Raw genomic sequence first — 18,668 nt, 5'->3', positions numbered from 1 at the left:
ATAGAGTTAATAACGCTGTCGGTGGCCGCGGTAACGGCCGGCACGACGAAGGAGCACCGGGTCGAAACGCGCGTATGCGAGTCATCTCGATGGACTGGCGCGACGTGTGTGTCGCCTCGTACGCCGTCGATCCCGACGTCGTCGCCGCGACGCTTCCCGACGGCGTCGCCGTCGACACCTACGACGGGGACGCCTACCTCTCCGTCGTCCCCTTCGTGATGGGCGACGTCCGCCCCTACAAGTTCCCTCGGTTCGTCGGTCCCACCTTCGGCGAGCTGAACCTCCGGACGTACGTCACGGGCGACGCCGGGCCCGGCATCTACTTCTACAACCTCGACGCCACCGACCGCCTCGGCGTCGCCATCGCGCGCGCGACCTTCCGACTCCCGTACTACGACGCCAGTCAGCGGATCGTCAAACGCGGCGATACCGTCGAGTTCGAGAGCGAGCGCACCCACACCGGCGTCCCGCCCTGCGAGTTCGACGCCGACTACACCCCGATTGGCGATCCCGAGCCCGCGGAGCCGGGATCGCTCACGGAGTTCCTCCTCGAACGCTATCGCTTCTACGTCGAGGGGCGCGGGACCCTGCTCCGCGGCGAGATCGAGCACGAGCCGTGGCGGGTGCAGGAGGCGACGTACGACGTCCGCGAGAACGACCTCTTCACCGTCAACGGCTTCGAGACGCCGGACCGCGATCCCCACGTCGCGTACAGCCCCGGCGTCGAAGTGGCCGCGCACGCCCCGAAGCGCGTCTGAGCGCCCAGCGCCGGCGGGGACGCCACACCGCTACAGGAGCGTCCGTTCGACGAGCGCGGCGTGCGCGCGGCGGAGGCGCTCGGAGAGGGACTGATCGGAGATGCCCAGATCGGCCGCGAGGTCGACCGTCGTCGTCCCCCGGGGGATGTCGTAGAAACCGGCCTCGTGGGCGCGGCGGAGGGTCTCGCGCTGGTTCGCCGTGAGGCCGTCGTCGGGCTCGTCGAGCGGGTCGAGGGGTGCGACGCCGGTCACCGTCAGGTCGAACTCGGCCTCGCGGCAGGCGTCGTGGAACTCCGAGAGGGCCTCCCGCGAGGGGAACCGGGCGGTGAACTCCCACGCGTCGCGGGTACCGGTCGCACCGCTCAGGCTCGCCGACGTCCGGCGGAGGTGCGAGAGGACCCCGGTCCCCGAGGCGGCCCAGTCGACGCGGTAGAGGCGCTGGTCGTCGAAGGCGTCGACGGTCTCCACGCTGGCGACGTCCGGGTCCCCGGCGAGACGCGTCTGGAAGTCGTCGAGCGCGTCTCCGCCGGCGTGCGCCCAGAGGAACGGCGGCGTGTCTGCGGCTAGCGGTACGACGCGGTCGAGCTCTGCTCGTATCCCCCCTTCCGGCATCGCGCGGCCGAGCGCGAACTGGCTCCCCGGAATGGTGAACGTCAGAACGACGCTCATCCTGTCCGGACCTAGCCGGCGATGCGCTATAAACCTACCCGCGACTCGGTCAGAAATCGAGAGCGCCGCCGAGTCCCGCGTCGAGGAGCGACGCGGGCGTCGCGTCGCGGCACTCGATCTCGTAGCGCGCGCGGACGACGGGCGCGTCGACGTCCACGACCGCGTCGAGGTCGACGGGCGTCCCCGCGACGACGACGTCCGGATCGACGGCGTCGATCGTCGCCTCGAGGTCCGCGAGTTGGGCCTCGCTATACCCCATCGCCGGGAGCACCCGATCGAGGTGATCGTACGACGCGAAGACGTCCGCGATCTGACCGACGGCGTGCGGTTCGGGGTCGAGTATCGACGCCGCGCCGGCGTCCCGGGCGGCGGCGTAGCCCGCACCGTGCGAGGTGCCGCCGTGCGTGAGCGTCGGGCCGTCCTCGACGACGAGGGCGTCACGGCCGGCGATCGCGTCCGGGTCGTCCGCGCGCACGACCGAGTCGGCGTGGTGGATCGGCGCGTCGGTCGGCGCGAGGCGCGCCGCCGAGTCGGTCGCCGCCTCGATCTGGGCGTCGCTCGCCGCGTTCTCCTTCGTCACGAGGACCGCGTCGGCGCGCCGGAGGTTCGCCTCGCCCGGGTGGTAGCGCTCGCCGTGCTCGGGTCGGAGCGCGTCGACGAGCACGAGGTGGTGATCCGGGCGGGCGAACGCGAGTTCGTTGTTCCCGCCGTCCCAGACGAGCACGTCCGCCTCGTCGCTCGCCCGGTCGAACACCGCCCGGTAGTCGACGCCCGCGTAGACGGCGTGGCCCGCCGCGACGTGGTCCGCGTACTCCTCGCGTTCCTCGACGGTGAGTCCGTCGAGATCGCTCGCGTCCGCGAACCGCTCGACGCGCTTTTCAGCGAGGTCGCCGTACGGCATCGGCTCGCGGACGACGGCGACGTCGAACCCCCGGGCGTCGAGCTCGTCCGCGAACGCCCGCGCGACGGCGGACTTCCCGCAGCCCGTGCGGACGGCGTTCACGGCGACGACGGGGACATCGACGTCGAGTTGGACGCTGTCGGGGCCGAGCATCCCGAAGTCCGCGCCGGCGGCGAGCGCGCGCGAGGCCGCGTGCATCACGTCCTCGTGGGCGACGTCCGAGTACGCGAACAGGACCGTTCCGGCGTCGTGCTCGGCGATCGCGTCTTCGAGATCGGCCTCGGAGACGATCGGGATCGAGCCGCGGCCGTCGGGCGTGAGTTCGGCGGGGAAGGCCTCGTATCCGCCCGCGTCGGTCTCGCCGAAGTTCTGCCCCGGGGCGCGCGTGAACGCGACGACGCGCCGGTCGGGGTCGTCCCGGAGGGCGGCGACGTAGTCGTGGAAGTCGCGGCCGGCCGCACCCATCACGACGATGCGTTCGCTCATGCGTCGGGATTGTCACGCACCGCGCAAAAGCGTGTCCGCCGCGTCGCTGCACCGTCGGACCGTCACCGTATCGCCGGCCTGCTCGGCCGCGATCGCGTCGCCCCCTCGCTCGCGCCGGCGGCGTACCAGCCGGCGACGACAGTACAGAGGGTCTCCCGGCTCACGCCCTTCGGTATCGGGTGATCGCTCACGGTCCGAGGTGCGCGGGGAACGGCAAAAAGTCCGCGGGCTCACCCGGTAGTGTCGGCCGGATCGACGTCGCGACCCGCGACCGGATGGCCGGCGCGGCGCCACGTCGGGAAGCCGTGGCGGATCGCGTACACCTCGTCGTAGTCGGCGGCGGCGAGCGCGGCGGCGCGTTGGCGCCCGTACCCGTCCGTTCCACCGCCGTAGCAGACGATTCGATCGCCGTCCGGCCAGTAGTCGATGGGGTCGCACGCGGCGCTCGCGTCGGTCGTGTCGGCGGGGCTCCACACGGCGCCGTAGACGTGCGCGCCGTCGTAGGCGTCGCGCCTGCGAGCGTCGGCGAACCGGGCGGCACCGCGGCGCCACCAGTAGTGCGCGACGCCGACGGGGGCGAGGCGAACGTCGACGCCGTCGACGGTCGCGGTGGGGAACACGTCGGGGTCGACCTCGTGAGAGGGCGGGTCGCCGTCGACGGCGGGCGGGATGCCGTCCGCGGGCGTCTCATCGGCGGGGAGGGCGCCGCGGTTCGCGGCGAAGCTCTCGGGGACCCCGCAGTCCGCTGGCGGGTCGTCGCTGAGGCCGTCGCGTCCGGAGAGCGCGCTGCAGCCGGCGAGACCGGCGAGACCGGCGACGCCCAGGGCGGCGAGGTAGTCGCGTCGGTCCATACGTCGGCTCAGGAAGGACGGAACCGAAAAGTTTCGGGACCGCACGTGCGACAGCGTGGCACGCTACCGCCCTTCAGAAGACCATTTAGGCCGCGGTAGTCTTCGAGTGCCTAATGAGCTACAAGATCGGACTGGTGGGGAAACCCTCCGTGGGGAAGTCCTCGTTCTTCAACGCGGCGACGATGAACGACGTGCCCGAGGGGGCGTACCCGTTCACGACGATCGACCCCGCGGTCGGCGAGGCATACGTCCGCACGGACTGCGCGGCCCCCGAGTTCGACGAGTCCTGTGCGCCGAACACGGGCTACTGCGAAGACGGGAAGCGCTTCGTCCCGACGAAGCTCGTCGACGTCGCCGGCCTCATCCCGGGCGCACACGAGGGGAAGGGCCTCGGCAACCAGTTCCTCACGGACCTCAACGAGGCGGACGTCCTCGTCCACATCGTCGACTTCTCCGGGAAGACCGACCCCGAGGGCGAGCCCACCGAGGGTCACGACCCCCGCGAGGACATCGACTTCCTCGAAGCGGAGCTCGATCAGTGGTACCTCGGTATCCTCCGAAAGGGAATCGAGCGCTTCGAGACGGCCCACACCACGGAGGTCGAACTGGAGGTCGAACTCGCCGAACAGATGAGCGCCTTCGGCACCAACAAGGACGAGATCAAACAGATCATCCTGAGCGAGGGCCTCGAACTCGATCCCGAGACGTGGGACGACGACGACGAACTCGAACTCGCGCGGGCGATCCGCGAGCGGACGAAGCCGATGGTCGTCGCCGCGAACAAACTCGACACGCCCGAGGGGCAGGCGAACTACGAGGAGATCACGAACGATCCCGAGTACGAGGACGTCACCATCGTCCCGTGTAGCGTGCACGCCGAGAAGGCGCTGAAGAACGCGGCCGAGCAGGGCGTCGTCGACTACGTGCCCGGCGACGGCGACTTCGAGATCGTCGCCGACCTCAGCGAGGGGCAGGAGGCGGGCTTGGAGGAGATCCGCGAGTTCGTGACCGAGTTCGGCGGGACGGGCGTCCAGGAGGCCCTGGAGACCGCGCTGTTCGAGGAGCTCGGACTGAAGGCGGTCTTCACGGGCGACGCCGGGCTCAACTGGACGCAGGGGCCGTTCCCGGACGTCTTCCTCCTCCCGGAGGACGCGACGGCGGAGGACTTCGCCTACCACATCCACTCGGACATCGGCGAGGGCTTCCTGCACGGGATCGATTGTCGCTCGAAGCGCCAGCTCGGCAAGGACACGGTGCTCGAACACAACGCCGTCGTCGAGGTCGTCACGACGAACTGAACGCTCAGTCGTCCGCGAGAACCGTCGGGGCGCGCGATCCGCTCGCGGGCGCGAGCGCGTGCAGGTAATCGTCGAGGTCGAGCGCGAAGGTCGCGTCGGCGGCCGTCGAGAGGTCGATCCACGAGAAGTCGAACTCGGCACCGACCTCCTCGCCGTCGCCCGTGACGACGTGCGTCCACGCGTCCCGGGGCTCGTGGACGGGGGCGTGGTAGAAGTGCCGAACGTATCGCCGGGCGTCCCGGCGGACCCAGACGTCCGTGCTGAGGTGGTGGACGCCGTGGAAGGTGGAGACGCCGCTCTCCTCGATCACCTCGCGGTAGAGCGCCTCGCGGGTCTCCTCGCCGGGCTCGACGGTCCCCTTCGGGATCTGGAGACCGTCGTGGCCGGGACCCTCGAACACCAGCAGCTCCGAGCCGCCGCGCGTCACGTACGCGCAGGCCTTCCCGACGTACGTCACGTCTGTGTCACTCATACGCATACTCCGGACGTGGGTACTCATAGGCGTGTTCCTGAGATGTCCTTTGACAATACTAGGCCTGAAGGGAGAATCGGGTCGGCCCGTCCCGACGTCGGATGGCGTCGAGCGCCGCGGCGTCAGTCCCCCGCGGACTCAGGCGTGCGCGGCGTCGGGGTCGTCGAGGCGGCGGAAGCCGCGTTCGACCGCCGCCGTGAGCGCGCTGTCGACGTCGTGCGTCGGGAGTTCGTAGTAACGCTCGCGGCCCGCGGGCGTCCGGACGAGGACGACGGTCGCGCCGCCGACGTCGTGGACGGCGCCGCGGACGGTCCCACCGACGTGTCGCAGGCGCGCCGTTCGCGTGCTGTCGTCGGTGATCGCGTCACCGAGCGTCCATCCCAGTCGCGTCGCGGTCGCCGCGTCGAAGGGGAGCGTGAGGTGCGGCGTGCCGCTCGCATCACGGGAAGCCATACCAACCGGTGACCGATGCGGAGATATAATCGTGACTATCCGGAGCCGTCAGTCGCCCGCGAGGGAAACAGTGGGTTTCGGTCTCGAATCGCTGTGAGAACCACTGTCGGTCGCGACCGGCGGGGCGAGCGGAGGTGGGTGTGGGGGCGGGGGCGGCGGAGCGGTACCTACGCGAGGCGGGCGAACGCGAGGTCGCCGCTCGTGCTCTCGACGTACGCGCGGACGGTCTGCCCCTCGCGCGCGCCGGAGACGAATACCGTGTAGCGCCCGCGCTCGGCGACGCCGTCGCCCTTGCGGCCCGTGCCGGTGATCTCCAGTTCGTAGGTCTTGCCCGAGTCGACGGTCTCGCGGGTGGTTCGGGTCGTCGCCGTCTTCTTCTGGACGGGGCGGAACGCACCGCAGGCCGTACAGCGGAGCATCTCAACGCCGTCCTCGGTGACGAGGCGCGTGTCCGGGCGCTCGCACTCCGTGCAGGTGACGAACTCCGCGACGTAGGCGTCGATCGCGGCGTCGAAGTCCGCGACGGAGAACGAGCCGTTATAGCGGGCGCGCTGGCCGTCGAACTGGCCGTTCGTGCCGAGCTCGCGCTGGACGTTTCGGAAGAGGTGAGTGGGATCGCGCGAGACGGCGTCGGCGATCGCGCGGACGTTCGTCAGGCGGGTGAACGCGCCGTCCGTCTCGCCCTCGGGGGCGGGGATCTGGAGGCGGGCGTCGGCTTCGGCGGGGCGCTCGGGGAGGGCGTCGAACGCCCGGTCCAGCGCGATCTGGTAGTCCATACGACAGTGAGACGGCCGGCGCGTAAAGCACCTCCGAGTGACGTGGTAACACTCAGTGAGCGTCGAAGAGCGGGCTCTGCTCGCCGGGGACGAAGGTGTTGAGCGACAGCGCGGAGAGCGCGGTGACGATGACCGGCTCGCCGAAGAACGTCCGGGCGGCAACGGGGAGGCCGCCGAGGGCCTCGGGCGTGGTGGCGACGCCGAGTCCGAGACCGAGCGCGACGGCGAGGATGACCATGTTCCGTCGGTTGAGCGTGACGTCGAGGGTGATGAGACGCGCGCCGCTCGCGGCGACCATCCCCGCCATGAGGAGGACGGCGCCGCCGAAGACGGCGCTCGGGATGGTGGTGACGAGCGCGCCGATCTTCGGGCTGAGCCCGAGCACGGCGAGGATCACGCCCGCGATCCCGACGACATGACGGCTCATCACGCCCGTGAAGTTGATGATGCCGGCATTCTGCGAGAAGGAGGTGACGGGAAAGGCGCCGAAGACGGCGCCGAGGGAGCTCATGAGACCGTCGGTGAAGAGGCCCCCGCGGAACTCCTCGTCGGCGGGCGTGCGCCCCTCCGCCGACGTGACGCTGGACAGGTCACCGACGGTCTCCATCGCGGAGACGAGGAAGAGGAAGGCGAAGGTCAGGATCGGGACGGGTTCGAAGGCGAAGCCGAAGCGTCCGGGGTTCGGGACGGCGAGCCACGGTTGGGCGGCGACGGCGTCGAAACTGAGCAGGCCGGGGGCGACTCCGATGACGGTGAGGACGCCGGCGGCGACGTAGCCGACGGCGATGGCGACGAGCGTGCTGAGGAGGCGCGTGACGCCGCGCGTGAAGAGGTTGAGGACGACGGCGATGCCGAGGACGAGCGCGGCGAGGCCGACGTTGTACGCCGCGCCGTAGTGAGCGCTTCCCGCACCGCCGGCGGCGTTGTCCATCGCCGCGGGAACGAGGTAGAGGCCGATGATGACGACGACGAGGCCGGTGACGAGCGGCGGGAAGAAGGGGCGGATGCGCTCGAACTGCCAGCCGATGAGCCCCTCGACGAGCCAGCCGGTGACGAGGATCGCGCCGAAGACCGCGGCGAGGCCGTAGTTGATCCCGATCGTGGAGGCCGCGCCGACGAAGGTGAAGCTCGTCCCCATGACCACGGGGAGTTTCGCGCCGACCGGCCCGACGGTGTAGGCCTGAACGACCGTGGCGAGTCCGGAGAAGAGCAGGACCATCTGGACGATGTACGCGGTCGCGTCCCCCACGCCGACCGCGCCGCCGACGATGTACGCGACGGCGGTCGCGGGCACGATCATCACCGCGACGTGCTGGAGGGCGAGGAGGAGCGAACGCGGCCACGGCGGCCGGTCGTCGAGGCCGTACTGGACGTGGATCTCGGTGTCCGTCTCGGACGCCATTCGTGTCACGTCCGTCCCCGCTCGCACCGATAAGTGTTGCGTGTCCGTCCCTACTTGTGCGCTACGCGACGCGATATGTATGCACGGGCGTGCTCACTCGTGGACGGTGACGCCCGTCTCGTCGACGGTGATGTCGAGGAGGCTGGTGGCCTCGTAGTCGGTGTCGTCAAGCGCGGAGGGGCCGACCTTCCGGAGCGCGACGACGATGTCCGTGATCTCGGCGCCGATGTCGTCGAGCGCGCCGCAGATCGCGGCGAGCGTCCCGCCGGTCGAGAGCAGGTCGTCGAGGATCAGGACGCGATCGCCCGCCTCGACGTCGTTGATGAACATCTCGGACTCCGAGTAGCCCGTCTGCTGGTGGAGCGCGACCTCGCCCTCCAGACCGTACTCGCGCTTGCGGATGACGACGAGCGGAACGTCGGTCTGGAGCGAGACGGCGGTGGCGATGTGGATCCCCATCGCCTCCGGGGCGACGATCTTGTCGACGTCGAGGTCCGCGGCGCGCGTCACGCCGACGACGACCTCGCGCAGCAGCGCGGGTTCGAGCATCGGCACGCCGTTGCTGATCGGGTGGACGAGGTAGTGATAGCCATCCTTGTCGACGATCGGGGCCTCGTGGAGGGATTCGCGGAGCCGTTCCATGTCGTCCGTTCGGCCAAAGGCGGGAAAAGCCGTTCGCTCCGCGAGCGCGGCCGTCAGCTCGCCCGGGAGCGGGCGGCGACGACTCCCGAGAGGCGAGTGCCGCGGACCGTAGAACGTGTGCCAAAAGGAGACGCGTGTGCCCGCGGTGGACGCGCGGTGCCGGCGGGTGGTTTTTCGATCCCCGCGTGTGAATCCCCGGTATGACAGAGTTCCGCGGCGCGTGGGACGACGCCGGCGTCGCCGACTTCCTCCGGGACGCGACGGTCCCGATCAGACTGACGACGCACCGGCCGGACGGCACGATGTGGACCGTGACGCTCTGGTTCGCCTACGAGGACGGCGTCTTCGCGTGCGCGACGGGTGCCAGCGCGGCCGTCGTCGACTTCCTCCGGGCGGACGACGCCGTCGCCTTCGACGTCTCGGTGAACGATCCGCCCTACTACGGCGTTCGGGGGACGGGGACGGCGACGGTCGAGGCGGACGCGGAGAAGACCCTGTTGCGCTCGCTCATCACCCGCTACCTCGGCGGGACGGACTCCGACCTCGCCAGACACCTCCTCGACGCCGACCGCGAGGAGGTGCGCATCGAGATCGACCCGGACGAGATCTACAGCTGGGACTACACCGAGCGGATGTCGTAGCGCTAGCGGACGATCGGGCGCCGGGATATCGGCGGCGAACCGGAGTACTAGCGTTTCCCGAGCGCCGTCTCGAAGACGCGCTGGGCGCGCTCGTAGGCGGCGTCGCGCTCGACGATCGGGGCCGGGTACGCCGGTGCGAGCTCGCGGCGCGTCGCGGCGTCGAGCGTCGGCCACTCGACGATCGCGTCCGGGGGGACGCCCCGTAGCTCGGGGACGTACTCGGTCACGAACGCCGCGCCGTCGTCGTACTTGTCCATCTGCGCGACGGGATCGAAGACGCGGACGTCGACGGTGTCGGTGCCCGTCGAGGCGCACCACTGCCACATCGCGGCGTTGCTCGCTGGGTCGTAGTCGACGAGACGACGCGCGAAGTGACGTTCGCCGTCGCGCCAGTCGTGGAGGAGGTGTTTCGTGAGGAAGGAGGCGACGACCTGCCGCGGGCGGTTGTGGACGTACCCCTCTCGCTCCAGTTGGCGCATCCCGGCGTCGACGAGCGGGTAGCCCGTCTCGCCCGCCGTCCACGCCGAGAAGTCGTCCGCGTCGTCGCGCCACGCGATCGGAGCGGCGAAGGAGCGGTAACTCTCGGTTCGGAGACCCGGGTTCGCCGCGAAGAGGTGGTAGTGGCGTTCGCGCCACGTGAGCTCGTACCGGTACTTCTCGACGTTTCGCACGGCGTCGCCGTCGGCGGCGTCGAGAGCGTCGCCCGCGGCCGCCCACGCCTCGCGGATCCCGAGCGCGCCCGCGGCGAGGTACGGCGAGATGCGAGAGACCGCGCTCGTGGGACGCTCGACCGCCGCCGCGAGGTCGTCGCGGGTGTCGGCGTACGTCTCGATGCCCGCGGCGACGAACGCGTCGAGGCGCTCGCGCGCCGCACCATGGCCCGCTTCGGGGAGGTCGACGTCGGCCGCCGCGTCCGGGATCGGCGCGTCGCCGGCGACGCCGGCGAGCGCGTCCGCGTCGGGCGCGGGTGCGGGATCGGGTTTCTCGATGGGCTCCCACTCGTCGAGGAACGCCCGATGGGAGCGATGATCGTCACCGAGCGCGTCCGGCGCGACGAGCACCGAATCCGCGTGGACGCCGACGTCGATCCCCGCGGCCGCGCAGGCGTCGGCGACTCGCTGGGCACGCGTGCGACGCTCGCGGCCGTACGCGGCGTTCCAGTACACGGCGTCCGCGCCGTACTCGTCCGCCAGCGACGGGAGGATCGCCGCGGGGTCGCCCGAGCGGACGAGGAGGTCGCTGTCGCGTTCGCGGTACGCGTCGCGGAGCGCCGCGTCGGTCGCGGCCCGGTAGGCGCGCGCTCGGGAGTCGGGCGGCGGCCCGACGGTGGCGTCACGAACCGCGACGGGGAGGACGGTGTCGTCGCTCGCGGCCGCGGCGAGGCCGCGGTTGTCGTGGAGGCGGCGATCACGACGGTGCCAGAAGAGCCGCATACGACGGGAGAGGGGTCGGGGCGGTATAGGGTTTGGCCGGCCGTCACATCACGTCGACTCGCGCATCTCGACGCCGTCGAACTCGAAGCGCGCGCCCCCGCCCTCGCTCGTCGTCAGGGTGACCGACCAGCCGTGAGCGTCCGCGATCTGTCGGACGATATTGAGGCCGAAGCCCGTCCCGCCGTCCGCCGTGGTGTAGCCGATGTCGAACACCCGCTCGCGCTCGCCCGCGGGGACGCCGGACCCGTCGTCGGCGACGTAGAACCCCTCGTCGAGGCGACCGACCGTGACGGTGAGGTCGGCCGCGTCGTCCTCGTTCGCCGCGTGCGTGATCGCGTTGCGAAAGAGGTTCTCGAGGAGTTGGCGCAGTCGACTGCGATCGCAGGCGACGACACCGAGGTCGTCGGCGATCCGGAGCGTCGCCGCCGGCGTGCCGGCCGTCGACCACGCGCGTTCGACCACGTCGCGGAGGGGGACGGGTTCGACCTCGTCGACGGCCTCGCCCTGCCGCGCGAGCGCGAGGAGGTCGTCGATGAGGTCGTTCATCCGGACGAGCGCCGCCTCGACGCGGTCGAAGTGGGCGTCATCGCCGGACTCGCGCGCGAGGTCGAGGTACCCCTCCGCGACGTTCAGCGGACTCCGGAGGTCGTGCGAGACGACGCCCGCGAACTCCTCCAAGCGCTCGTTCTGCCGCGCGAGTTCGCGCTCGCGTCGCGCGAGTCGCTCGCGGGCCTCGATGGAGGCGATCGCGTGCCCGACGGAGTCCCCGAGTTCCGAGAGCACCTCGCGCTCGCGCGCGTCGAAGACGTTCGGCCGATCGGCGTAGATACTGAAGAAACCGTAGATGGTCTCGCCGTGCGTGATCGGGATGACCGCGAGCGACTCGACGTCCTGATCTTCGAGGACGTCCCACCACGGCTCCATCGTCGGGTCCGCGTAGACGCTCGACACCCACTGGGGTTCGCGGGTCTTGATCGCGCGCCCGCCCGGCCCTTTCCCGAGCTCAGTCTCGTCGGTGGTGACCTCGAACGACTCGATGTATCCGTCGTCGAAGCCGGCCGACGCCGAGGGCGTGACCACCGTCGCGTCCGGGTCGTAACGACCCATCCAGACCGCGTCGTAGGGGGCCGACTCCGTGAGACGGTCGCAGACCGCCTGTTCGAGGGCGTCCCTGTTGGTCTTGTCGACGAGCTCCTGCGTGGTGATGCGGAGCGTCTCGTTGATTCGGTTGAGCCGCCGGATGTCGCGTTGTTGATCGAGGCGACCCGCGTCGTAGATGCCGACGATCAGGCCGAGCAGCACGCCGAAGGGGACGACGCTGAGGAACTCCCGCACCGGGTCGTACCACCCATCGACGGGCACGAGGAGATGGACTTCGGCGACGATCCACGTGTTCATCCCGCCGATGGCGACGATCCCGGCCGCCATCCACAGGAGGGTACGCCCGACGAACGGCTCGGAGACGATCCCCCCGCGAGCGATCACGACGCCGGCGACCACGACGCTGAGCGAGGCGGCCAGCGGAGCCGCCTCCAACCCGGTGTGCAACGGGAGGTGTCGAAACGTGTACGCGTGGTGGGTGAGAAGCGCGGTGAGAACGACGCCGAGCGAGGCCGTGATCGCGCCGCCGAGCCGCGCCGAGATCCGATGCATCCCGCGACGAACTACGCGCTCCACGGTTATGATACCCCGCATCACCTCCCGTCGAGAAGGGTACGCGTCGGTGAGTAGCGCACGTCGAAGTTCCGATCGCTTAGCTGAAAGCAGGCGCTAATCCCCCTTCCTCAGCGAGCGCCGAAGGCGCGAGCAGGGAGGGGATACAGCGCCGGACACGGTTCATACAGGTTCGACACTCGGACCACAGGCCAACGCTTCACCGAAGCTGTTATACGTTTGACGTGCATACCGTGCATTACAGTGAAACGAAAGACGATCACCATCAGGGAGGACCAAGACGAGTGGATTGAGGACCACCACCTCAACCTCTCGTCGTTCATCCGCGAGCAGTTGGACGAACTTATCGAGGACCGCAAGTAACGGATGTACTACGCCTACAAGTATCGTCTCAAACCGTCCGACGCCCACCGCGAAGAGTTGGACCGCCACCGAGACATCTGTAGGCAACTGTATAACCATACGCTCTACCGTCTCAACGAGTACCAAGACAAGCACGGCGAACTGCCGTCCATGACCACCCTGCGGTCGGAGCTCCCCGACCTCAAAACGTGGTGGGATGACCTCTCGGACGTGTACTCAAAGGTCCTCCAAACCGTCGTGGAACGGCTGTTCGACAACCTGAAAGGACTCTCCGCACTCAAGGAGAACGGCTACGGCGTCGGGCACCTCAAGTGGAAGCCCCCACGGGAGTTCCGCAGTTTCACGTACAGTCAGTCTGGCTTCAAGCTCGACAAGAAGAGCGGTCAGACTGTCCTCTCACTCTCGAAACTCGCGGACATCCCGATTCGGCTTCACCGCCCCATCCCCAACGACGCGAAACTCAAACAGGTCACGGTAAAGAAGGAACCGACGGGCGAGTGGTTCGCCACCTTCGGTGTCCAAATGGACCGTGAGCCGCCCGAACCGCCTGCGAATCCCGAGAACTGCGTCGGCATCGACGTCGGGATTCTCAAGTACGCCCACGATACTGACGGAACTGCCGTCGGCTCGCTCGACCTCGCAGACGAGCGTGAACGCTTGGAACGTGAGCAACGAAAGCTTTCGCGCAAACAACACGGGTCGAACAACTGGGAGACACAACGGCGGCGGGTTGCGGAGTGTCACGCCGATCTCCGACGCAAGCGCCGCGACTTCCTCCACAAACTCTCGAACTACTACGCACGAGAATACGACCTCGTGGCAGTCGAAGACCTGAACGTCGAAGGAATGATGGAGTCGCCATCGAACAGCCGCAACACCGCCTCTGCCGCATGGCGGACGTACCTCTCGTTGCTTGAATACAAGTGCGAGCGAGAGGGGACGCACTTTGTAGCGGTCAACTCGAGAGGGACGACTAAAGAATGCGCGTCCTGTGGTGTCGAAACGGAGAAGCCGTTGTGGGTTCGTAAACACTCCTGTCCCGCCTGCGGTTTTGAGGCGGACAGGGACGCGAATGCGGCGTGGAACATTCTTTCTCGCGGTCTCGAAGATGTAGGAGTGGGACACTCCGAATTACCGCCTGTGGAGACTGCGCTCCCTGTGGACACCGTTGTGTCTGCAAAGCGCGTCCTAGAAGCAGGAAGCCCTACCCTCAAGGAGCGAACGGCGTCAGCCGTGAGCGAGTAGGGTAGGGTAGTTCACTGGCCGGCGAGGTAGACGTGGACGACGGCCTCCTTCGACCGACGGGAGAGTTCCCGTTTTCCTCCTCACCGGTGCGCCGCGCGAACGGCGTCCACGAGGACGGAAGGGTCCCGGTAGTGTTTCGTCACCGGCGGGACCGTCTCGTCGACGTCGAGCATCTCGTAGACAGCAGTCATCGCCGACCGAACCGAGTACTCGACGGTGAACACGACGTCGCGCGGCTGTTCGGCGTACTGTCCGAGGAACGCCAGATTGTTCGACCCGTCCGGGACGATCGCTGGCCGGTCACCGGGTACCCGAGGCTGGAAGTGGGCCGTGATGAACGGCATCATCACTGGGATGCAGGTCACGCTGTCGAGTATCTCCGGGAGACGGTCTTCACACTGCAGGTGGTAACACAGCTCCCGAAGGATCTCCCGGCCGGTACACTCCGACATCGGCTTCTCCACGTAGTTCCCCTGTCGGTCCGGGAACAGTGCGTAGCCCCAGAAGACCTTCACGTCGTCCGGTTGGTTCGCGAAGTGGGGCTGCGCGGCGACGACCGTCGACAACAGCCAGTTCGATCCGAGGTAGGTGACGAGCCCGTTACCTGGCTCCTCGTCGGTGAAATCGACGATGTGGTCGAACAGTTCGGTGTTGTGCAGGGTGACGGTGAACGACTCCCACTTCGTCTCCGTGACGTTGTCCGCGAACACAGAGGGAGTCCCGAACTGCGGGTTGTCCTCGGCGATGGACTTCCACAGCTCCCAGGACGCGCCGGTCTCGTTCAGTTCGGGGACCTCGTCCATCCCGCCGACAGACGAGCCGTCGGTCATCGACCCGTTCGTCACGAACACGAGATCCGACGCGTCAACGTCGACTGACTCGGTTCCGCTGTCGGTCTCACAGTAGATGCGCTCGACGGTGCGCCCCGTTCGCGACGGGATGATGTCCATGTCCGTCACCTCGTGACCGTACTCGAAATTGACGCCGCGGTCCTCAAGCCACTGCCGGAGCGGGAGAATCATCGAGTCGTACTGGTTGTACTTCGTCCGATCAATGCCCTCCATGGTGTGTAGCTGGGGGAACTCGTGGAGGAACCGGTACATGTATCGCCGGACTTCGGCGACGCTGTGCCACGGCTGGAACGCGAAGATAGTCGCCCAGACGTACCAGAAGTTCGTCTCCAGGAACGACTCGTCGAACCACTCCTCGATACGTGTGTCTCCGAGTCGCGGTTCGGGCGTGAGGAGCAACCGAGCTATCGACTGCCGGTGCTGGCGCGTCAGCCCGTACTCGCCCGCGTCGATCCGTTCGCCCTCGCGCATCAGTCGTGTTTTCGCGTACGAGGGGTGCGCTTCGTTGAACTCGTCCATCACGGCTTTGACCGAGCGCGAGTCGTCTTCGAGCGACGGGATGGACTCGAAGAGGTTCCACGTACATTCGTACGTCGGGTAGTTGAACATCCTACCACCCCGAATCAGGTAGCCCTCGTCCGGGTCGCCGGCGCCGTCCAACGCGCCACCGACGACGTCGAGCTTTTCGTAGACGGAGATGTTCTCGCCGGGCATATTTCCGTCCCGGACGAGGAACGCCGCGCCGGCGAGGGACGCGATGCCGCCGCCGACGAAGTGTGCGTCGCGGTCAGTGACGTGTGGGGGCTGGTGGATAGTCATGTTGAGTTCCCGTTATCGAGTGATACGCGCGTCAGTTCCCTAACCGTTGCCCGCACATGTACAGCAATTCATATGCGGTTGGATATGGTCACAGTACAGCTACGCTCCGGAGAGCCCACCGTCACCGTTCGGAACTGGCGAGGGTGTGATCAATCAACTGGTGCGTTCCACGGCGGAGACGCTCCGAGATCGCGGACGTGGTCGCGTCGAGTTCCGCCGAAAGATCTGTCAGGTCTGCCTCGCGGGGGACGGCGAAATACCCCAGTCGGTAGGCCACCAGTAGTGCCTCCCGCTGGGGGGCGGTGAGTCCGTAGTCGTCGCCGCCGTGTTCCGTCTCGCAGACCCGATGTGGACGGAACGTGACATTGCTAGACTGACAGGCGTCCCGGAAGGCTTCGAGATCCGCTCGGTCGGCGAACTGCGTGCTCACCGTCCACCCGTGCGCGGTCACGATCGCACCCATCGGGTACGTCTGCCGGGCGACCAGTTGAGTGTATATTTCGACGTAGTCCGTATCGAGAACGACCCGATACCGGGACTCGACGACAGTCGAGTCGATGGCAACGGACTCCACGACCGATTCGTCGCCGAGCAATGCCGACTCGAGCGCGTTCGGTTCGACGCCCGTCGCGGAGAACACGAGTGTCGTCTCGTCGGTCGCCCTGGAGACGACGTTGTCGACGATCAGCCTGGAGTCCAGTTCCTCTGCGATGGCACACAGCGGCAAATCCGCTAACTCCAACTCGAACTCGCAAATGATACCCATGTACGTCGTTTCGGCGACCGTCACAAATGCGTACGGGGGAGTCCCACCCGGCGAAGCCAACTGGTGTCGTCGTATCCGTTCGACGACCGCGTGCCGGGAGCTCACCGCCGGTGTCCCCGAACCACCGCTGAAGACGTGACAATCGCCCAGCTACCTTGGAGCGCGAGACGGTCAGAGCGGACGAACGGAGTAACCGGACCGCGTCCGGGAGCGCGCTGTCGCTCTCGGGACGCTATCTATCGCCCTATCCGGTCACCAACAGGCGGCGCTCTATGGGGACAGTGCGCCTCACTTCGCGAGTCGGTAATAGGTCGGCCTCGGCACTCACGACTCACAATCTATCCATAGTGAATGTGTTTAGCGCGTCTATCGAGGCTGCTCATTCTGTGATAGTGTAGGAAGAGTAAATCAATTAGGCTTCCACTCCACACTTCAAATTGAAATGAGCTCATGGCGCGAGGCATATTTTAACTACAAAGATCTCGACGACCCCGTTGAACGGCACTTTTTCCGCCGTAGTCTTGAGTTTTCTAAAAGCGAGCCTCTTGAAGACGTATATGAACTGGCTCTATTACTGAAATCCGTTCAGGGTGATAGGGATGAATGGTATTATCGCGGGCAAAGAGATGCCGATTGGACCATCCGCCCCAGCCTATTTCGCTACGACGTAGGTGATGTCGACCAGGAGATACGGAAATTATCTTCACTTGTCAGACACCTACAATCTGAGCTTCAAGTGTCGCAAGAAGATGCACTAGCCATTGCTAAGCATTATTCTGGAGTGCTGGAGAATACCGCTGTCAGGTCATGGCTGCTGGATGTTACAACAGAACCGCTTGTCGCTTGTTTCTTTGCAAGCTATAATTCAAATCCGGAGGACGTCGGTCGAGTTTGCTTATTCAAATCATACGAGATGGATCGCTACAGCTCTAGTACGCCGAAACGTCTAGGTGAAGTCAGATTCATATCTCCAAGCGACGTATCCCGGATTGAACGCCAACGTGCAGCGTTCATCGATGGCGCACACCCGGACCTTTTAGAGGGATATCTCCCATTGAATTGGCGGTTCCATCAGAAGGAAGATGTTGTTTTCTCCGACCCAGATCTTGCTATTACTGAGGAGGAATTACTCTGGGTTGAGGATGAATACAGAGAGATCATCCACAATTGGGAGGAAGATGTTTGGCCAGAAGATATCCCTCCCAGTAAGATGGTCACTCCACCCCATAATCCAACTGAACCCGTAACCCCGGTTGACTACTTATCGACCGTCAAGGAGTGGTTGGCTGATATGGACGAAAATTACGAGGATCTGAACGACGATGATCAACAACGTATCCGGGACTTGTGTCAAATCCATTCTGAAATGAGAGACTCAGATGAGATCTCTATGTCGCTGAAATCTGAAATCACCTTGAAACAGATTGTATCGTTTGTAGTGGGTTTCGCCCAGCAAAAAGACAGGAAGATCTCATTTGATGATATCGTCTCGCGGTACTGGCACGAATCGGGGGGCCCAGAAACCGATAGACAAGCGGTAAAACAAATAATTAGCAATGTTCGTCCAAGTCATGAATTCACGAGAAGCTGGGACAACCGATATTCATAGTAGCATATAGGATCCAATGATAAACTCTGTTTGGAACAGCTGCATGCGTTTTAGTTGATAGTGAAATCTCGGTCAGAGGCGTACTCTTCCATCCACGCTGAATATTCGTCGCTGACTAACTCCCAGATCGCAGAACCAAACTCAGAGGGGTCTGTTTGTCCAACATGATTTATCTCGCGATCGACAACCCAGCCTGGATCAAGGAGGGAAACAACCTGTGTTGTGTCCGAAGTTGACAGCACAACCGTACCTGTGTCTTCGACATCCTGTTCAGCCGAATCATCTAAACTGATGAAGACACCCTTTGCGAATGCAACCCTGTCCGCATCTTTTAGTTCGTTGATTGCGGAGCGCGACAAGGGACGCGCCGGAAGTGCGTCCACGACACGGTGATTTGTTGAACATATTGGGCATTCGTCGTCATTTAGATACGCTGTTGGATCGTGCTCGCTGTGTCCCTGCCGGTCAAGTTTGCGCCGGAACGTCTCAATGGCTGTGTTGAATCACTAGACGGCGTCGGGATGGGGCGCTAAATCAAAGGAGTTGAAGCGGAGAGATT

General features: G+C 66.1%; 18 protein-coding genes. 5 read left to right on the top strand and 13 right to left on the bottom strand.

Going from position 1 to position 18,668, the window contains the following annotated elements; genetic code table 11:
- The first annotated feature begins 74 nt into the window (after positions 1–74).
- Entirely contained in the window at positions 75–758 is a 684-nt protein-coding gene (locus IEX91_RS06970) for a YqjF family protein (protein WP_188877965.1), read from the top strand.
- Positions 759–788: 30 nt separating this feature from the next.
- Here the strand turns inward: IEX91_RS06970 and IEX91_RS06965 are convergent, their stop codons facing one another.
- The 4 genes from IEX91_RS06965 to IEX91_RS06955 form a co-directional block, all read right to left on the bottom strand.
- Entirely contained in the window at positions 789–1,427 is a 639-nt protein-coding gene (locus tag IEX91_RS06965; protein WP_188877964.1) for a helix-turn-helix domain-containing protein, read from the bottom strand.
- A gap of 49 nt (positions 1,428–1,476) precedes the next feature.
- Complete coding sequence (locus IEX91_RS06960; protein WP_188877962.1) at positions 1,477–2,814, bottom strand: GTPase; 1,338 nt, start codon at positions 2,812–2,814, stop codon at positions 1,477–1,479.
- Between the two features lie 62 nt (positions 2,815–2,876).
- The gene (locus tag IEX91_RS16495; protein WP_268238678.1) at positions 2,877–3,005 is read right to left on the bottom strand and encodes a hypothetical protein; all 129 of its coding nucleotides are present in this window, start codon (positions 3,003–3,005) and stop codon (positions 2,877–2,879) included.
- A 39-nt stretch (positions 3,006–3,044) separates the two neighbouring features.
- Positions 3,045–3,665, bottom strand: a complete 621-nt coding sequence (locus IEX91_RS06955; RefSeq protein ID WP_188877961.1) for a rhodanese-like domain-containing protein — start codon at positions 3,663–3,665, stop codon at positions 3,045–3,047.
- A 113-nt stretch (positions 3,666–3,778) separates the two neighbouring features.
- Between IEX91_RS06955 and IEX91_RS06950 the strand changes: the two genes are divergently transcribed.
- Positions 3,779–4,963 carry a redox-regulated ATPase YchF gene (locus IEX91_RS06950; RefSeq protein ID WP_188877960.1) on the top strand — a complete coding sequence of 395 codons (1,185 nt, stop codon included), beginning with the start codon at positions 3,779–3,781 and terminating at the stop codon, positions 4,961–4,963.
- Positions 4,964–4,967: 4 nt separating this feature from the next.
- On the opposite strand, the gene IEX91_RS06945 is transcribed toward IEX91_RS06950, so the two are convergent.
- From IEX91_RS06945 to hpt, 5 genes are all read right to left on the bottom strand, one after another.
- Positions 4,968–5,435, bottom strand: a complete 468-nt coding sequence (locus IEX91_RS06945; protein WP_188877959.1) for an NUDIX hydrolase — start codon at positions 5,433–5,435, stop codon at positions 4,968–4,970.
- Between the two features lie 138 nt (positions 5,436–5,573).
- A complete protein-coding gene (locus tag IEX91_RS06940) occupies positions 5,574–5,888 on the bottom strand; it encodes a hypothetical protein (RefSeq protein ID WP_188877957.1) in 315 nt (104 codons plus the stop codon).
- Positions 5,889–6,055: 167 nt separating this feature from the next.
- On the bottom strand, positions 6,056–6,664 hold the full coding sequence (locus IEX91_RS06935) for a translation initiation factor IF-2 subunit beta (protein WP_188877956.1): 609 nt from the start codon (positions 6,662–6,664) through the stop codon (positions 6,056–6,058).
- A 52-nt stretch (positions 6,665–6,716) separates the two neighbouring features.
- A complete protein-coding gene (locus IEX91_RS06930; protein WP_188877954.1) occupies positions 6,717–8,066 on the bottom strand; it encodes a uracil-xanthine permease family protein in 1,350 nt (449 codons plus the stop codon).
- A gap of 93 nt (positions 8,067–8,159) precedes the next feature.
- The gene (gene hpt / locus IEX91_RS06925) at positions 8,160–8,708 is read right to left on the bottom strand and encodes a hypoxanthine/guanine phosphoribosyltransferase (RefSeq protein WP_188877952.1); all 549 of its coding nucleotides are present in this window, start codon (positions 8,706–8,708) and stop codon (positions 8,160–8,162) included.
- Between the two features lie 200 nt (positions 8,709–8,908).
- On the opposite strand from hpt, the gene IEX91_RS06920 reads away from it, so the two are divergent.
- Entirely contained in the window at positions 8,909–9,349 is a 441-nt protein-coding gene (locus tag IEX91_RS06920) for a pyridoxamine 5'-phosphate oxidase family protein (RefSeq protein ID WP_188877950.1), read from the top strand.
- Between the two features lie 47 nt (positions 9,350–9,396).
- Here IEX91_RS06920 and IEX91_RS06915 read toward each other — a convergent pair whose 3' ends face one another.
- Together IEX91_RS06915 and IEX91_RS06910 are read right to left on the bottom strand one after the other, a co-directional pair.
- Positions 9,397–10,782, bottom strand: a complete 1,386-nt coding sequence (locus tag IEX91_RS06915) for a cryptochrome/photolyase family protein (protein ID WP_188877948.1) — start codon at positions 10,780–10,782, stop codon at positions 9,397–9,399.
- A 48-nt stretch (positions 10,783–10,830) separates the two neighbouring features.
- On the bottom strand, positions 10,831–12,435 hold the full coding sequence (locus IEX91_RS06910; RefSeq protein ID WP_188877947.1) for a receiver/sensor box histidine kinase: 1,605 nt from the start codon (positions 12,433–12,435) through the stop codon (positions 10,831–10,833).
- Positions 12,436–12,822: 387 nt separating this feature from the next.
- Between IEX91_RS06910 and IEX91_RS06905 the strand changes: the two genes are divergently transcribed.
- A complete protein-coding gene (locus tag IEX91_RS06905) occupies positions 12,823–14,064 on the top strand; it encodes an RNA-guided endonuclease InsQ/TnpB family protein (protein ID WP_188877946.1) in 1,242 nt (413 codons plus the stop codon).
- Positions 14,065–14,144: 80 nt separating this feature from the next.
- Here the strand turns inward: IEX91_RS06905 and IEX91_RS06900 are convergent, their stop codons facing one another.
- Complete coding sequence (locus IEX91_RS06900; RefSeq protein ID WP_188877945.1) at positions 14,145–15,734, bottom strand: oleate hydratase; 1,590 nt, start codon at positions 15,732–15,734, stop codon at positions 14,145–14,147.
- Positions 15,735–15,855: 121 nt separating this feature from the next.
- On the bottom strand, positions 15,856–16,605 hold the full coding sequence (locus IEX91_RS06895; RefSeq protein WP_229772819.1) for a helix-turn-helix domain-containing protein: 750 nt from the start codon (positions 16,603–16,605) through the stop codon (positions 15,856–15,858).
- 337 nt (positions 16,606–16,942) lie between these two features.
- On the opposite strand from IEX91_RS06895, the gene IEX91_RS06890 reads away from it, so the two are divergent.
- Entirely contained in the window at positions 16,943–18,109 is a 1,167-nt protein-coding gene (locus tag IEX91_RS06890; protein ID WP_188877943.1) for an FRG domain-containing protein, read from the top strand.
- The last annotated feature ends 559 nt before the right edge of the window (positions 18,110–18,668 follow it).

This window comes from Halarchaeum nitratireducens (assembly GCF_014647155.1).
In the GTDB taxonomy this organism is placed as follows: domain Archaea; phylum Halobacteriota; class Halobacteria; order Halobacteriales; family Halobacteriaceae; genus Halarchaeum; species Halarchaeum nitratireducens.
Note: the sequence above shows the minus strand (reverse complement) of the source record. Positions and strands in the feature narration are given on the sequence as shown.

Bases quoted from the DNA above. Each gene is read 5' to 3' on its own strand.
- IEX91_RS06970 (WP_188877965.1), top strand. From the start codon at position 75: ATGCGAGTCATCTCGATGGACTGGCGCGACGTGTGTGTCGCCTCGTAC.
- IEX91_RS06965 (WP_188877964.1), bottom strand. From the start codon at position 1,427: ATGAGCGTCGTTCTGACGTTCACCATTCCGGGGAGCCAGTTCGCGCTC.
- IEX91_RS06960 (WP_188877962.1), bottom strand. From the start codon at position 2,814: ATGAGCGAACGCATCGTCGTGATGGGTGCGGCCGGCCGCGACTTCCAC.
- IEX91_RS06955 (WP_188877961.1), bottom strand. From the start codon at position 3,665: ATGGACCGACGCGACTACCTCGCCGCCCTGGGCGTCGCCGGTCTCGCC.
- IEX91_RS06950 (WP_188877960.1), top strand. From the start codon at position 3,779: ATGAGCTACAAGATCGGACTGGTGGGGAAACCCTCCGTGGGGAAGTCC.
- IEX91_RS06945 (WP_188877959.1), bottom strand. From the start codon at position 5,435: ATGAGTGACACAGACGTGACGTACGTCGGGAAGGCCTGCGCGTACGTG.
- IEX91_RS06940 (WP_188877957.1), bottom strand. From the start codon at position 5,888: ATGGCTTCCCGTGATGCGAGCGGCACGCCGCACCTCACGCTCCCCTTC.
- IEX91_RS06935 (WP_188877956.1), bottom strand. From the start codon at position 6,664: ATGGACTACCAGATCGCGCTGGACCGGGCGTTCGACGCCCTCCCCGAG.
- IEX91_RS06930 (WP_188877954.1), bottom strand. From the start codon at position 8,066: ATGGCGTCCGAGACGGACACCGAGATCCACGTCCAGTACGGCCTCGAC.
- hpt (WP_188877952.1), bottom strand. From the start codon at position 8,708: ATGGAACGGCTCCGCGAATCCCTCCACGAGGCCCCGATCGTCGACAAG.
- IEX91_RS06920 (WP_188877950.1), top strand. From the start codon at position 8,909: ATGACAGAGTTCCGCGGCGCGTGGGACGACGCCGGCGTCGCCGACTTC.
- IEX91_RS06915 (WP_188877948.1), bottom strand. From the start codon at position 10,782: ATGCGGCTCTTCTGGCACCGTCGTGATCGCCGCCTCCACGACAACCGC.
- IEX91_RS06910 (WP_188877947.1), bottom strand. From the start codon at position 12,435: ATGCATCGGATCTCGGCGCGGCTCGGCGGCGCGATCACGGCCTCGCTC.
- IEX91_RS06905 (WP_188877946.1), top strand. From the start codon at position 12,823: ATGTACTACGCCTACAAGTATCGTCTCAAACCGTCCGACGCCCACCGC.
- IEX91_RS06900 (WP_188877945.1), bottom strand. From the start codon at position 15,734: ATGACTATCCACCAGCCCCCACACGTCACTGACCGCGACGCACACTTC.
- IEX91_RS06890 (WP_188877943.1), top strand. From the start codon at position 16,943: ATGAGCTCATGGCGCGAGGCATATTTTAACTACAAAGATCTCGACGAC.